Annotated in this window: 13 protein-coding genes; 8 read left to right on the top strand and 5 right to left on the bottom strand. The window is 48.9% G+C overall.

Features of this window, described 5'->3' with window-relative positions:
* Positions 1–129: 129 nt before the first annotated feature.
* Positions 130–453 (bottom strand): (2Fe-2S) ferredoxin domain-containing protein, encoded by a 324-nt coding sequence (locus GEI7105_RS0113575; RefSeq protein WP_017661000.1) that lies wholly within the window; start codon positions 451–453, stop codon positions 130–132.
* Between the two features lie 151 nt (positions 454–604).
* On the opposite strand from GEI7105_RS0113575, the gene GEI7105_RS0113565 reads away from it, so the two are divergent.
* The 7 genes from GEI7105_RS0113565 to GEI7105_RS0113525 all read left to right on the top strand — a co-directional run bounded on the left by GEI7105_RS0113565 (position 605) and on the right by GEI7105_RS0113525 (position 8,551).
* Positions 605–1,081: a CBS domain-containing protein gene (locus GEI7105_RS0113565; protein ID WP_017660999.1), complete on the top strand. Its 477-nt coding sequence runs from the start codon at positions 605–607 to the stop codon at positions 1,079–1,081.
* 464 nt (positions 1,082–1,545) lie between these two features.
* On the top strand, positions 1,546–2,211 hold the full coding sequence (nblB, locus tag GEI7105_RS0113560; protein WP_017660998.1) for a phycobilisome degradation protein NblB: 666 nt from the start codon (positions 1,546–1,548) through the stop codon (positions 2,209–2,211).
* A gap of 272 nt (positions 2,212–2,483) precedes the next feature.
* Entirely contained in the window at positions 2,484–3,779 is a 1,296-nt protein-coding gene (locus tag GEI7105_RS0113555; RefSeq protein ID WP_017660997.1) for a M16 family metallopeptidase, read from the top strand.
* A 196-nt stretch (positions 3,780–3,975) separates the two neighbouring features.
* The gene (locus tag GEI7105_RS0113545; RefSeq protein ID WP_017660995.1) at positions 3,976–5,268 is read left to right on the top strand and encodes a M16 family metallopeptidase; all 1,293 of its coding nucleotides are present in this window, start codon (positions 3,976–3,978) and stop codon (positions 5,266–5,268) included.
* A 430-nt stretch (positions 5,269–5,698) separates the two neighbouring features.
* Positions 5,699–6,286: a hypothetical protein gene (locus GEI7105_RS0113535; RefSeq protein WP_017660993.1), complete on the top strand. Its 588-nt coding sequence runs from the start codon at positions 5,699–5,701 to the stop codon at positions 6,284–6,286.
* A gap of 23 nt (positions 6,287–6,309) precedes the next feature.
* Positions 6,310–6,870 (top strand): hypothetical protein, encoded by a 561-nt coding sequence (locus tag GEI7105_RS0113530; RefSeq protein ID WP_017660992.1) that lies wholly within the window; start codon positions 6,310–6,312, stop codon positions 6,868–6,870.
* Between the two features lie 202 nt (positions 6,871–7,072).
* The gene (locus GEI7105_RS0113525) at positions 7,073–8,551 is read left to right on the top strand and encodes a HAMP domain-containing methyl-accepting chemotaxis protein (protein ID WP_245555406.1); all 1,479 of its coding nucleotides are present in this window, start codon (positions 7,073–7,075) and stop codon (positions 8,549–8,551) included.
* A 284-nt stretch (positions 8,552–8,835) separates the two neighbouring features.
* On the opposite strand, the gene GEI7105_RS0113520 is transcribed toward GEI7105_RS0113525, so the two are convergent.
* From GEI7105_RS0113520 to GEI7105_RS0113510, 3 genes are all read right to left on the bottom strand, one after another.
* On the bottom strand, positions 8,836–9,660 hold the full coding sequence (locus tag GEI7105_RS0113520) for a DUF3153 domain-containing protein (protein ID WP_218959072.1): 825 nt from the start codon (positions 9,658–9,660) through the stop codon (positions 8,836–8,838).
* A gap of 219 nt (positions 9,661–9,879) precedes the next feature.
* Entirely contained in the window at positions 9,880–12,039 is a 2,160-nt protein-coding gene (locus GEI7105_RS33490) for a tetratricopeptide repeat protein (protein WP_017660989.1), read from the bottom strand.
* On the bottom strand, positions 12,036–13,277 hold the full coding sequence (locus GEI7105_RS0113510) for a P-loop NTPase fold protein (RefSeq protein ID WP_017660988.1): 1,242 nt from the start codon (positions 13,275–13,277) through the stop codon (positions 12,036–12,038). The genes GEI7105_RS33490 and GEI7105_RS0113510 overlap by 4 nt, the downstream gene beginning before the upstream one ends.
* A 404-nt stretch (positions 13,278–13,681) precedes the next feature.
* Between GEI7105_RS0113510 and GEI7105_RS38485 the strand changes: the two genes are divergently transcribed.
* Positions 13,682–13,828, top strand: coding sequence for a hypothetical protein (locus GEI7105_RS38485; protein ID WP_017660987.1), 147 nt, complete (start codon positions 13,682–13,684; stop codon positions 13,826–13,828).
* A 22-nt stretch (positions 13,829–13,850) separates the two neighbouring features.
* Here GEI7105_RS38485 and GEI7105_RS37310 read toward each other — a convergent pair whose 3' ends face one another.
* Positions 13,851–14,105, bottom strand: coding sequence for a hypothetical protein (locus GEI7105_RS37310; RefSeq protein ID WP_144053798.1), 255 nt, complete (start codon positions 14,103–14,105; stop codon positions 13,851–13,853).
* Positions 14,106–14,232: the final 127 nt, after the last annotated feature.

The following is a 14,232-nucleotide window of genomic DNA, read 5'->3' as shown; positions in this document are numbered from 1 at the left end:
GAGTTCTCAAAATCCTGACAAGGGGTCTCGCTACCTTTAATATATGCCAGAATTTTTCACAGACCCGTTCGGTTTCGATCGCCGAACAAGTCGAACTTTCCGAAATCGAAATTTCGCCATCAAACCCGTTCAACCGATGCGAAGGTGAATGCGAGGATTGAGCTTATCTTCAACCGGTCGTCCGCCTCGAACGTGCTGTTCGACGATGCGAGGGACATCTTCAGGTTTGACCTGACAGTACCAGGTTTCGTCGGCGGCCACGCGCACCGTCGGCCCGGAACTGCACTGTCCGAGACAGTCGCATCCTTCAATTTCGATCCCGTCCAAATTCGCCTCGCGGAACGCTTGTAGGGTTTGTGCCGAACCGTTGTTGGCACAAGAGCGGTTCTGACACACGAAAATACGAGATGCCTCGGGAGCGTTGGACGAGTTGGAAGTCGGACAGTTTGCCATGACGCGATCGAGACGCTGGATTACAAGTTCTATGTTAACGACTCCAGCTCGAGTCGCAGCGATCGCGCCGTTCTGGATTTTTTACAAACGCGCGGGGCGTCGAACGGTATGATAGGCAACAGACACCAGATACGAAACGACACTGGAAATTATGGTCAAAACCGTTGCTGACGTGATGAGTCGCGATCCGATTCTCGTCCGACCGGATACGCCGATTCAAGAGGCCATTCAGATTATCGCCGAACGCCATATTAGCGGCCTGCCGACCGTAGACGAGACGGGTAAACTCGTCGGGATTCTGTCGGAAACGGATTTAATGTGGCGCGAAACGGGAGCGACGCCTCCTCCTTATATTACGATTCTCGACAGTGTAATTTTTTTGGAAAACCCCAAACGGTACGAAAAAGAATTGCATAAAGTGTTGGGTCAAACCGTCGGGGAAGTCATGACGACCCAGCATATCGTAACGACGACGCCAGACTGTCCGTTACAGGACGCTGCCCGACTGATGCACGAGAAAAAAGTTCACCGTCTTCCCGTACTAGACGACTCGAAAAAAGTCGTCGGTATTTTGACGCGGGGCGATATCGTTCGGGCGATGGCGGCTAGCCACGACAGCGAATCTTAGAGGTTCGCTCGAACGCTCGAACCTTTGCGTTCTCGCTTTCAAACCGCCCTAACACCGATCGAACTTACGCATCGTTCCTCGTTGGGAAGAGGATCGCGCTCGCAGTTTCCTTCGTTGTGGAAGTCCGGTCGTCAAGAGGTTTGGTGAGTCAGTCTGGTTCGTTCGCAATGTCGAAAAACTCGGCTGGCTGCCCCCGTCAAAACCTCGTTCGGATTGCAGTTAAATCGAAGCTCTGTTTGCCTTCGAGTTCTCTTTCTCTTGGAGTGTAAACCGGCCTCGATTTCAAAGTCCGAACACTCGATCGCCCACGCGATGGTGACTGTTTTTAGATCGACCTTTTTCAAACAACATTGCTGACCGACTGTTTAAATCTCTTACAGTTTCTCGTGACTCGAACAACGCGAGTTCCCGGAAGTTTTGATATTTTTTGATAACTGTCCTTGACTCAAAACTGAATTTTCAAAATGAGTATTACACCAGAATCTGTCAAACAACTCGTTGAATCTGAAGATTACGGCGATCGCCTGCGGGGTCTCAACCAGCTCGATCGCATCGATCCGGCGGTGGCGTTCGAGTACGTCAAACCCGCCCTCAACGATGAAAATCCACGGGTTCGCTATACCGCCACCAGTAAAATGGCCTCGTTGGGACGTCAAGACTTACCACTGTCATTAGACCTGTTGCGCTTGCGACTGTACAACGACCCAGAAATGGACGTAAAAGCTGCCGCCGCCGATTCCTTGGGCGCCTTGCAACTTAAAGAAGCTTACGACGATTTGGTGAAGCTCTATCGCAGTACGGACGATTGGATCGTTCAAATGAGCGTCGTGGCGGCGTTGTCCGAACTCGGCGAACCTCGGGCGCTCGAACTCCTCGAAGAAGCTGTCGGACACCCAACCGAGATCGTGCAAACCACCGCCATCAGCGCGTTAGGGGAAATTGGCGATCCGAAAGCGATTCCCTGGATCGAACCCTTTGTCAACCACCCAGAACCCCAAACTCGACTGCGCGTCGCCCAAGCGTTAGGACATATCGGCGGCGATGCCGTGCGTCCGACGTTAGAAAAACTAGCCAAAGATTCGGACGCTCAGGTGGCCGAGCGAGCTAAATACTGTCTGGACAACCTATAATCGTCAACTCGAGTGACGGACGGCGATCGTGTAAAGAAATCGATCGTTTGTAGCAAAATTGTCCAATGTGAGGTAACAAAGGCGCTAGGCTGGAAAAAAACGCCGACCGACTCGGGCAATTACCCATTGACAACGACCAATTGAGAGGTCGGGCGTTACCTGCTCGCTACAGGAAACAGTCGTCCCTCGAGCATCAGAGTCGGTTCGTTTGCCGTTGGAAATCGCGATTCCCGTTTTTCCGGCGCGCGCTTTGATGGAAAGTATGAATCCTCATGCCCCAAATTAAAAAGTCCCACTTGCTCCGCGTTCCCACTCAGCCCAATTGTCCCGCCCGTATCTTTCAACGGGACGACGGTTTGACCGTCGTGTACCAACAGGTTTCGACCAGTCCGGTCGTCGTTACAGATGTTTGGGTTCGGGCAGGGGCGGCCAGCGAGCCGGACGAGTGGTCGGGGATGGCGCATTTTCTCGAACACATGGTATTTAAGGGGACAGCACGCCTGGCACCGGGGTCGTTCGATCGCGCGATCGAAAGCTGTGGCGGCGTGACCAATGCTGCCACCAGTCACGATTACGCCCATTTCTTCATCACTACGGCCGCGACGCATTTCCACGAAACGTTACCTCACCTAGCGGAACTGCTGCTACGGGCTGCGATTCCCGAGGAGGAGTTCGGCCGAGAGCGGGAAGTGGTTCTCGAAGAGATTTTGCAAAGCTACGACAATCCCGACGATTTACTGTTCGAGGCGACGATGGAGGAACTCTATCGAAGCCATCCTTATCGTCGTCCGGTGTTGGGAACCGAAGAGAGCTTGATGGCACGATCGCCCGAGGAGATGCGGAACTTCCACAGCTTCCACTACCAACCGGATAAAATGACGGTCGTTGTGGTCGGTGGCGTTTCCGAAGCCGAAGCTCTCGATCGCGTCGACGAGTGTTTTCAGAACTTCCCCACTCCGACGAACTGTCCCAACGCCCGCATCGAAGCCGAACCTCCCTTATTAAACGTGCGACGCCGCGAGTTACGGTTGCCGCGACTGGAAATGGCACGGCTGAACTTGGCGTGGGTCGGACCGGGTATCGATCGCCTTTCCGACGCCTACGGGTTAGATTTGCTTTCGGTGGTTTTGGCTGCCGGGCGAGCGTCGCGGCTAGTCCGAGAACTGCGAGAGCGACGCCAGTGGGTTCAAGGCATTACGAGTTACTTTTCCCTACAACGAGATTCGAGCCTGTTTACCATTAGTGCCTGGCTCGATCCGGCGTATCTCGAGGTGGTCGAACGGACGATCGTCGATCGCCTCCACCAACTACACGTCGAACTCGTTCCCGAAGCCGAACTCGATCGCGCCAAACGCCAACTGCGAAACGACTACGCCTTTTCAACGGAAACCCCCGCTCAACTGGCTGGGTTGTACGGCTACTATCAAACCCTGACCCAAGCGGAAATTGCTGTGAAATATCCCGATTGCATTCAAGTCTTCGACGCCGAAACCTTACGTCAACTCGCCCGTCAATACCTCACGATCGATCGGTACGTGGCCACGGTTGCCATCGGCGATGAATGGTAACGTATTGAGGGCAGTTCGCCAGCTCGATGCCCCATTTTCCCCGGCCCATTGTCTCGAGGCGTCGGTTCGTGAGGCAGGAATCTTCCTGTATTTTCAACAGAAGATCCGTCAACGCCAGCGTCGCAGCCTCGCCTTGCTCTTCACTCTCGACTCTTCACTCTAACCTCTTCACTACACCTGACCGGAGCGCAACTCAATGACCCAACGGATCGCCCATCGCGTCGTTCTCAAAAACGGTATCGTTGTCGTGGCTGTCGAGAACCCAACAGCCGATATTATGACGGCTCGTCTGTTCGTCAAAGCGGGCAGTCGTTGCGAACGTCCCGATCGCGCGGGGATTTCCCACCTGTTAGCCGCCGTGATGACGAAAGGAACGGACGGGCTGTCGTCGATGGAAATTGCCGAACGCGTCGAATCGGTGGGGGCGAGTTTGGGGGCTGAAACCACCAGCGATTATTTTTTGATGAGTTTGAAAACGGTCTCGGCAGACTTTGAAGACGTCTTGTCTCTGGCCGGACAACTGCTGCGATCGCCCTCGTTTCCCGAAGCTGAAGTCGAACTCGAACAGCGATCGACGTTACAAGCGATTCGATCGCAAAAAGAACAACCGTTTTCGATGGCGTTTTCCCGCCTGCGAGAAGCGATGTACGGCGATCGACCTTACGCGCGATCGACCTTGGGAACCGAAGCCACCGTCGCCAGTTTGACGCGAGCCGATTTACTTCAGTTTCACCGTACGTACTTTCGTCCCGACAACCTCGTCGTCAGCCTCGCGGGATGTTGGGATTTAGAAGCAGCGGTGGCGGCGATCGAAAGAACCTTCGGCGATTGGGAAATTCCTGACAATCCCATTCCAGCGTTAGATTTAGCTCCGATTACTTCCCGTCCGCAAATTACGGGATTGCCGCAAGATACCCAACAATCGATCGTGATGCTGGGGTATCTCGTCCCGTCTGTCCTCGCGAAATCCGACGAGCGGGTGTCTTCAGAATACGCCACGCTGAAACTGCTCAATACTTATCTCGGAAACGGTTTATCGAGTCGTTTGTTCGTGGAACTGCGAGAAAAACGCGGTTTGGCCTATGATGTCTCGGCGTTTTATCCGACGCGCATCGACACGTCTCAATTTGTCGTGTATATGGGGACTGCACCTCAAAATACGGCGGTAGCGATCGAGGGATTGCGCGTGGAAGTCGAACGGCTGACGGCGTTGTTGCTGACGGAGGAAGAGCTACAGACGGCGAAAAATAAATTACTCGGACAGTACGCTCTCGGGAAACAAACCAATTCCCAAATCGCACAAGTGTTAGGATGGTACGAAACTATCGGGTTGGGCATCGAGTTTGACGAACAGTTTCCCGAAGCGATCGCTGCGGTGACAGCAGAAACAGCTCGTCGCGTTGCCAGTCGCTATTTTATCGAACCGTATATTTGTGTCGTCGGCCCGGCATCTGCCATCGGCGGTATTTTACCCTCGGCGGTCTGTTAAATCGGTGCGATCGCGGCAACGAAAAGGGAGCATCTCAACTTGGGTAAAAATATAAGTTTGGGGTGAGCGATCGCGAAACCCAATAGCAGCGCGATCGAGTACGAAAGCTCGTTTTCGATCGATTGAAAGGGTTGAGATGCCTCTCGATCGAATCGTATCGATCGTTGCTCGACCGCGATCGAGGAGTGCGTTAACAATCGTGACGCAATCTTGACGGACGCAGTGCGATCGCAGGATAATTTAAACTAAACAATAATTGTCTATAGCAACCCTAAATCAGTTGTGTAACAAAATCGGGAACAGAGAATAGGGAACAGAAAATCGGATTTTTTTTGGTGTTTTAATTTTTGACGACTCATTGGGGACTGCTCTATATCGAATTGTCGTGTTATGAGGCAATGGAAACTCTAAAACTCCGTTGCAATGTCGTATGTCTGATTTAAAACTGTCGGGTTATCGAGAATATCCCAGCGTGCGATCGTTTCCTAAACATACTGAAAAACTCAGTCGAGAAGAACTCGAAACCCATTATTTAAACCTAAGAACAGAGTATAAAAGTTTAGTTTTGAGTCGAGGACAATTAGTCCGACGTCAAGTCGAATCTAAAGACAGATTAAAAATCTTAAACGTTAACCTTCAAAAAACAGTCCGAGCTTTAGATATCGTCCAGCAAGAACGACAAAAATTACAAGAGTCGTTGCGATATAATACTGATAAAAAATCTGACTTACAAGAACACAGTCATCGTCTTGAAAAAGAAGTCGATACACTGACAGCTCGACTGAAAGCAACCACACGACTCATTGAAGAATTTGAATCAGTTTACGAAGACGTTCGTGAAGATAGCAATATTTTATCCGTCGGCAACCGATTCATAAAACTCCTTCGAGCGGCAAAACGGCTGTTAACCACCGATCTTCGAGAGTTTATGCCGACGCCGCTACTGCCAGAACCGACCGAAGACTGGACGAAAGAAGATCCGGCAAGTCTGAATAAATCTCTACTCGACGATCGATAAACAGACTCGGAAATCAATGCCTTATGGGAAAACTTACCGATTCATTAAAGTCTACCACCCAAAAACTCGAGGCCATCAAAAACGGCATCCAGAACATGAAAGAAATCGGAGACGATTTGTCCGACAATACCCTTCGAGTTGCCGAAACAGCCTTACGAGCCGGATATGCTTATGCGAAAGCCGAAGGAGGAGAAGTCGTCGAGAGCCGTGTCGAAACCGATCGCGATCGAGCCTCACGTCCCGAAGCTCAATTTCCCCAATCCGAGAGCGATCGAACGCTCGCCTCGCCAACAGTTTGGACGCCAGAGACATTAAAAGCCAAATTTGGTAAATTGAACGAGGCATATCGCTATTTAAAATCGACATCTGGAATTACGCTTAAAACGCGGAGTTGGGAAATAGTTGTCGATGCCTTTAATCGTTTAGATAAATCTGCTCGAGAAGAGAAATCTTTGCCCTCATCTCTTGAAGATCGTCTTTTAAATTTAGAAGAAATTGTTGCCGATCTATCTCAAAATATCAAGCAATTAGACTTGAAGCTCGAAATCATACAAGCACGACTAGATCGATTAGAATCCCAATAAACCACTAGATGAATTTAAGTTTCTTCATCAGGAAATATCGATCTCGACATTAAATGGGACTGCGATCGCTCGACAGTCATTTCATTAAAATTTTTATACGAGCTTTATCGTTGAGTTTTCCCAGAGCGGTATCATAAACAACAGCAGATCTACGATTTCGTCGCCCGTCAGACGAGAGCGTCCGACCGACTGCATTGCAATTGTGTTAGGAGTTGTCCCCCCGATGGTATCGCCCAACACCCTAAAACTTAGATATTGGATTATTCTCGGATACCTCGTTCCGATCGTGTTGTCGATCGTGTCGTCTGTCGTCGTTTGGCGAAACGTAGGTATTATCAGACAAGAAGTAATAGAAGTCGAAGCCTTCGTCCATAACAGCACCCTCATCAGCGATCTCGCCCTCAACGTTCAAGTGATGTCGCGGACGACTCGAGGCTACCTTCTCGACGGCGATCGCGCCTCCTTAGAGTCTTACAACCAAGCCAAACAAAAATTTCAGGAGGACGTGGCCGAACTCGAGGGCCGACTTCTGAACGAAGAACAACGCAATACGTTCGACGCACTGATGGCTGAAGTCAACCAATCAATGGCGTTAAGCGAGTCTCTCATCGCCTTAGTCAATAGTGGCGCGCGCGATCGCGCGATCGCCCAATGGAGAGAAGCCAACGGTCGCGCTCGAGCCGAACGAGTCGAAGCCTTATTAGAGGAGTTACGCCAACGGGAAAAACAACTCGTTGACGACAGCCAAAGCAACCAAGACAACGCCCTGAACGATCTCGCCAATTCTACGTTAGCGTTTACCTTACTCACCATCGTCGTATCGATCTCCATCAGCCTGTGGATCGTGAGTAAGATTACCAATCGAATCAACGAATCCGCCGGATGGGTGGCCAGTTCCTCCTCAGAAATCGCTGCAACCGTCGAACAGCAAGAACGAGCAGCGACCCAGCAAGCGGCCTCAGTGAACGAAACGACCACCACGATGGACGAACTCGGAGCCTCAGCGCGTCAAGTGATGGAACAGGCGGACGCAACCACGAGTAACGCTCGCCAAGCCCTCGATCGCGCCGACAACGGAACTCGCGCAGTCGGCGAGACCCTCGGAACCATGAACGCCCTCAAAGATAAAGTCGGGGCGATCGCCCAACAAATTTTACGACTGAGCGAACAAACCAACCAAATCGGCAACATTTCCACACTCGTTAGCGATCTGGCCAACCAAACCAATATGTTAGCCCTGAACGCCGCTGTCGAAGCCGTTCGCGCCGGAGAACACGGTAAAGGCTTCTCCGTCGTCGCCAGCGAAATTCGCAAACTCGCCGACCAAAGCAAAAAATCCGCCGAAAAAATCAACGCCCTCGTAGCCGACATTCAAAATGCCATCAACTCCACCGTGATGGTGACCGACGAAGGCACGAAAACCGTCGAGTCCGGGGTTCACATCACCCACGATACCTCTGACGCGTTTGCAGGCGTGCGCGAGGCGATCGACGAGGTGGTCTTGAACAACCAGCAAATTTCCCTCACGCTCAAACAGCAGGTCAGTGCGGTACAACAAGTGATCGAAGCCATGAACTCCCTCAACACGGCCGCCCAGGAGAACGCTTCGGGGATCGCTCAAGTGAAGGAAGGAACCCAACGCCTCAACGACGCTGCACTATCACTAAAAGAAATGGTTTGAAGACAGTCGCCAGTCACCAGTCACCAGTGAAGACAGGGAACAGGGAACAGCAATCGTAGGGTGCGTGACTTGAAAAATAGGGTGTCGATCGTCAGACCGATCGATCTGTCACGCACCGCCAATGTACACCGCCAACATACAAGGGTGCGTGACCTAAAGACAAGAAAAGTATCCGGTCTTACCGGCCAACTCGTCACGCACCGACTCCATAGGGTATTCCTTGTCTCCCCTTCTCCCCCTCTCCCGTTCTCCCCCTCTCCCCCTCTCCCGTTCTCCCTTGCCCCTCACGCCGTCGTCCGTTTGCCAATTCCCAATGCAGGGAGGAGTTGGTGTTTTAAGTAACTACCGATCGCCATGACTGCGATAATTAAAGCCGCCCCGATGCCGATGGGACTCGGAACCCAGAAGTTGGCTTCGAGATGTTGGAGTTCTCCGGGTTCTAGCGTCCAAACGAGCGGGGAACTGCCTGACGTTTCGTGAGGTAGAGAAAACTCCTCGATTTCAGTATCGTACTTTGCGCCCCAGGGGGTATTGAGGCGAAATTGTAAATCGAGCAATCCGCCAGGACTGACGAGGACGTTACCTTCAGTCGATAAGACGCCGAGGGCTTGTAAATCCACGTCGAGACTGAGGTGGTTGTGAATGGCAAACAGGAAGTTCCGTTGCTGGAGGTCGAGGCGAGTGGCCAGTTGGGGAATTCGATCGGCCATTTCTGGTGCGACGGCGCGATTGTCGACGGGGTTGAAAAACTTGTTGAAGCGACTGACGAGTTCGTCGCCGTTGTTGAAGGGAATCACGACTGTTGCGGTGCGATCGCCGTCCCGTTTGACGTAGCCTTGCAGCGATCTCGCTCGGCGATCGAGGCTGTCTAACCATTCCTGCACCGTCACGCTGCTGAGACTGGCAAACCGCTTCGAGAGATTGACGTGCTGGACGATGTCGCCGTGGGTTTGACTTTGGAAGTTAATATCGACATCGTATTTCACGCATCCCGATAAGGCGATCGCGAGCGTCACTGCGACAATGACGGTTCGATAACGAGACATCGCACCCCACAGGCGGCGGAGCCACGACCACAGCGAGCGATCGGCGGACGGTTGGGAGTTCACGGGCTTCACGATTGTTTGTTTGCAGAGGACTACGTTCACCGATCTTATTACGAGAAGGGGAGAAAGGGAGAGGGCGAGACAAGGGGACAAGGGGAAACGACAGTACCGAGTCGAGGAACGGGAGACTTGCGATCGCCTCACTGAATTATCTCAACCTTTCGGTGAAAATTACCAATATTTTCAATTTAAGAAATAATAAAAAAGTAGGACTTCACTGATTCAAGTTACAGACTCATCAAGCTGTTTTTGAGTAAGGTTAAGATTAGTTTTTGCGAGAGGATGATTGAGATCGGCTGCCCGAGTGAAGCTCTCGATCGCTTCAACATAACGCCCCAGTTGATAAAGGGCGGTTCCATGACCGTTCCATGCTTCATCGAGCTTAGGGTCGATGGCGAGTGCTGCGGTAAAATCTTGGAGGGCTGCGGTAGGGTTCTCGAGCTTGAGGAGAATACAACCTCGATTTGTATAGACAACCTCGTTCATTTCCTCTTTATTTTCTGGGTCGATTTCGAGTGCTTTATTGCAACTTTTAAGGGCATTTTGATACTGTTTCAAATAGTAGGAAGGAAAACTTTGATTTGCCCAAGCTAATGTCTGCTCGGGGTCTGCATTAAGAGCAGAATTGAATAACTCCAAAGCTTTCTGGCAGCGTACCAAAAAAATATCGTCTTTACTTAGATCGATATGAATTTGAGAGTTACGAATCAATAAAGGCTTGAATACAATCGGTCGAAAGCCATAAGAGTATTGAGCAAGCTCTAAATAACCTTGGTTATTTAATGCATATCGTAAATATTGCATTTCTGTAACACATTGTATATCTTGTATCTTGGCAACTTCAGCAAAGCAATTTGAAGCTTCTTCGTGTTTGCCTAGCTGATAAAGTACAAACCCTTTATTCATATATGCGGGATAATAGTTGGGTTGAATCTCTAGAGCCTTATCATAACTTTTAATAACTTCTTCGTATTCATAAAATTTATATGGATCGATTTCTTTTTTAGACCACACACAGAGATCGTGTGTTTTTTTTATCAAAGATAAATTATCGTTTTTAACGATTTTTTCGTAATGTATTGCTTTTTTTAATTGAGTGTTTTGATTGTTTTCACTATCGTGAAAATTAGGCTGAATTTCTAAGACATGATCGTGCAGTGAAGTAATTTTTTTCTTCGGTTGTTTTGACAAATAAATTAACGTATTTCCTCGATTGTTCCAAAGAGCAATTCCTCTTCCTGTCCAACCATAAACGCTATTTGGTTCTAGTTCGAGAGCCCGATCGTAGCTCTCAATTGCCTTTTCATAGCGCTCTAAATGGTTAAATGCATTACCTCGACCGTTCCATGCATAATGAAAGTCTGGTTTAATTTTTAGCGCTCGATAGTAACTTTCAATAGCTTCTTTATATCGCTCTAGACTACGGAGTGCATTGCCTCGATTTGTCCAGGCGAAGTAAAGGTCTGGTTTAATTTCTAGCGCTCGATCGTAACTTTCAATAGCTTTCTCATATTGTTCTAAAATATGAAGTAATCCGCCTCTACTGTGCCAAGCATCATAACTGTTAAAATTCACTCTTAAGGCAAGATCGTAACAATTTAGTGCTTCTTGGAAATCTTTATTACTCTCAAACAAGCGTCCCTGTTCTAGAAGTAAACTAGATTTTCGATCGAAGTTTGATGGATCGACCTGCCGTATCTTATCTTTGATTTCTAATATTTTTTCTATTCTTTGATTTGAAGTGAGATGAAGATATTCTTGAAAATATTTTTCCAATAATTTTTCAGGCTCCTTTTGGGCTTTTTTGTAAGTCTCTAAAAACTTAAAAAATCCCGATCTCCAATCAAAAAAATCTGGCGCTCGTTGAATAAAGTAATCGATCGCGAAACTACGAACTAAAAAAATTAATGAGATCGGCAAGTTTTCCTCAATTGCCTCTCGTTGCCGATTTAAATGACTCAAAAGCGGCGGAACACCTTTCCAACTATAGTTATAAATTTCTTCCGAACTCCAACCGGCGAGGCGCTTTGTATCTTCATAGTCATACAATGCCTGTTCCACTCCCGTTACACAAGCAATTTCAAACCTTTCTGCTCGGTAACATTCCAGTAAATTTTCATAAAGTGTTTCGCTCTGTCGATCTAATTCAAATTGAACGACCCGCTTTTCAGGAAAATGCCCCCGAATTGCTTTTATAATTTGTTCGCCACGAGATGGATTACATTGAACAAAAAATAAGCCAAATCCTTTTTTGCGTCGTAAAGCCCGCAATAACTCGTTTAGCGTTTCTGCTGCCTCTGAATTCCAAAAACCGAATTTTTCAAATGTTAAATTTTGGCGATCGCTGCGATCGAACTCGTCATCTCGAATTTGCTTTGTCATGATAACTCCTTCCACAGTACAGGATGGACATCATACCAAGTGCGTTTATCACCATTATCATCAAAATAGCGATACTCCAGCACGCAGCGACTAAACAACAAACTCCGCTGTACTGAGTCGTTTTCAATTTCCTTGTCTTTATGCACTTCCCGCAACACCTCCCACCAATCCTCTTCTACCGCTCGTCGGTATACATCCCGCAACGCATCAACCGCTCGTTGCACCGCCCGCCCTCGAATCGGTAGCACGTCCGTTTTAGTAATCGCCTCCTGCATCAACTGTACCAAATCCCGCACGTAACCCCCACTCATCAAGCAGAGTTCTTGTAAAACGTCCTCAGACTCAAAAACTTCGGGAACGAGCGAATCTCGCAAACTCGCAGGAACTCTCAGGCGAACGATCGTTTTGAGGATCTCTAATCCTTTATCGTAAGAATCACCATTTTCCCAACGCACCATAATTGACGGTAACACTTGAGGAATTCCATAGTTATCCTTAAGTTCTGTCGCCCAACGCGAGTAAATCAGGGAAATGGGAACCGTGTAGATAATATGACACTTGAGAGCTTTTAATTGTTCGTGGCGATCGAGAAAAATTTCCTCGTGATTGCTACGTCCGTTCTCTCTAAAAATGGGAACGATGCGATCGAGATTATCGGCAACCACCAGTAATTTCGTCTTTTCTGGGAGATTTTTTTTACTCTCTTCAATAAACGTATTGAGTGCTTGAATCAGTGTTTCTGTGTGGGGTTCTATACGCTCTCGAATTTTTTGGCGTTGTCCCGGCTCTGCCCGTATCGATGCCGCAACCTTGGCAAATTCTTTCAATCCTACCGTTAAATTGACTTTATCGATGTTAATTTCAGTCAACATCACATCTTGCAAATCTTGCAGTCTCGCTTTGAGCCAGTTCAAAATTGGTTCGGGGTTTGCCTTGTCTTTGAGTTCTCGCAATAAATGACGAGTACAAGCCAGTAAAATATCCGTATATTGTGCGTCTTGGACGCTGATATCTTCTTCGTCAGCCGCAAAATAAACTACGACATGATGCCGATTCTCTAAGTCTTCTTTCAACCGCAGTAATTCCGTGGTTTTGCCAGACCCCCGATATCCAGAATATAACTGATACGTCAGGGCATTCGATCGCCGCACCGTGCGCCCCAAGTCCTCCACAACATCCTCATCTCCCCGCACTTCCCGACAGTCCACGTAAGCCGGATCTCCTGGTTGTAGTGGCATAGGAGTAAAAGCGTTGTACATCTCATCAAGGAGATCTTCCATTTCTTGGGGACTAATCATTGTTTTGAATTCAATAGTCTGTGTAGAAAGTTCAAATTTAAAATTCGAGATCGGGTGTAAGATTGCGTTAAAGTTAAGATAACGATTGTCAATCTAAATATCTATCTAGCGCGAGGCTCCTCGATCGACAATTCCCCTCATTCTAATTATCCCTCAAAGTTGAGCGATCGCAAGAGATTTCCTTCCTGCATCAAGAATCCTAATTATCGATTTAGAATCGGCAGGTTTCACAAATCCTCGATCGCCTCACCCGATCGTCATCCCACCCCATCATCGCCCTACTCCCTCAGACGGTACACTGAAGAAAGAGTAATCCAACGATTCAGCCCCATCGATCGAACACGATGACCGTTTCTGCTATCGCATCAGACTCCCTCGCCGACAGCGCCCGCCAAACCCGTAACTGCGCGCGACATCTCGGAACCCTGTCCACCACCGACAAAAACGCCGCGATCGCATCGGGAGGTTGGGATGAGTTCGCTTCAACGTAGTGCTTGAGAGCCTGACGTACGCTCAGCGCCGCTCTAACGATCTCGTGTTTTGTTCGGCTTGGTTCGGCTGACTCCCCATAATTGTTATCGCTCGACCCAACCTACCCCAGACTCGTATTTTTACAAAAGTGAGATGAACCCGACGCAGCCATGCTGCTAACTGAACACTGCAAAATTCTCGATCGCCTAAAACCACCACTTGATAGTCGGCAAATAACGATAAAGCTTTGTTGTCCAGCCATGTGATGTAAATGGGCAGACCGCGCCCCCGATACATTAAGCTCACCTCTGAGTAGGCATTGCAGACCTTTTGTAATACTCCATTCTTTTCCGATAAGCTAGGTTTCAAGAAGTCTTCACCACATCCCCCCTTAGCCCCCTATCCCCCCTTCGCCCCCCTTTGA

This window comes from Baaleninema simplex PCC 7105, from assembly GCF_000332355.1.
GTDB classification, from domain to species: domain Bacteria; phylum Cyanobacteriota; class Cyanobacteriia; order Cyanobacteriales; family Geitlerinemataceae; genus Baaleninema; species Baaleninema simplex.
This window is presented reverse-complemented; position numbering and strand designations above follow the sequence as displayed.

Excerpts from the sequence above, each read along its gene's own strand:
- GEI7105_RS0113575 (WP_017661000.1), bottom strand. The coding sequence starts at position 453 with ATGGCAAACTGTCCGACTTCCAACTCGTCCAACGCTCCCGAGGCATCT.
- GEI7105_RS0113565 (WP_017660999.1), top strand. The coding sequence starts at position 605 with ATGGTCAAAACCGTTGCTGACGTGATGAGTCGCGATCCGATTCTCGTC.
- nblB (WP_017660998.1), top strand. The coding sequence starts at position 1,546 with ATGAGTATTACACCAGAATCTGTCAAACAACTCGTTGAATCTGAAGAT.
- GEI7105_RS0113555 (WP_017660997.1), top strand. The coding sequence starts at position 2,484 with ATGCCCCAAATTAAAAAGTCCCACTTGCTCCGCGTTCCCACTCAGCCC.
- GEI7105_RS0113545 (WP_017660995.1), top strand. The coding sequence starts at position 3,976 with ATGACCCAACGGATCGCCCATCGCGTCGTTCTCAAAAACGGTATCGTT.
- GEI7105_RS0113535 (WP_017660993.1), top strand. The coding sequence starts at position 5,699 with ATGTCTGATTTAAAACTGTCGGGTTATCGAGAATATCCCAGCGTGCGA.
- GEI7105_RS0113530 (WP_017660992.1), top strand. The coding sequence starts at position 6,310 with ATGGGAAAACTTACCGATTCATTAAAGTCTACCACCCAAAAACTCGAG.
- GEI7105_RS33490 (WP_017660989.1), bottom strand. The coding sequence starts at position 12,039 with ATGACAAAGCAAATTCGAGATGACGAGTTCGATCGCAGCGATCGCCAA.
- GEI7105_RS0113510 (WP_017660988.1), bottom strand. The coding sequence starts at position 13,277 with ATGCCACTACAACCAGGAGATCCGGCTTACGTGGACTGTCGGGAAGTG.
- GEI7105_RS38485 (WP_017660987.1), top strand. The coding sequence starts at position 13,682 with ATGACCGTTTCTGCTATCGCATCAGACTCCCTCGCCGACAGCGCCCGC.
- GEI7105_RS37310 (WP_144053798.1), bottom strand. The coding sequence starts at position 14,105 with ATGTATCGGGGGCGCGGTCTGCCCATTTACATCACATGGCTGGACAAC.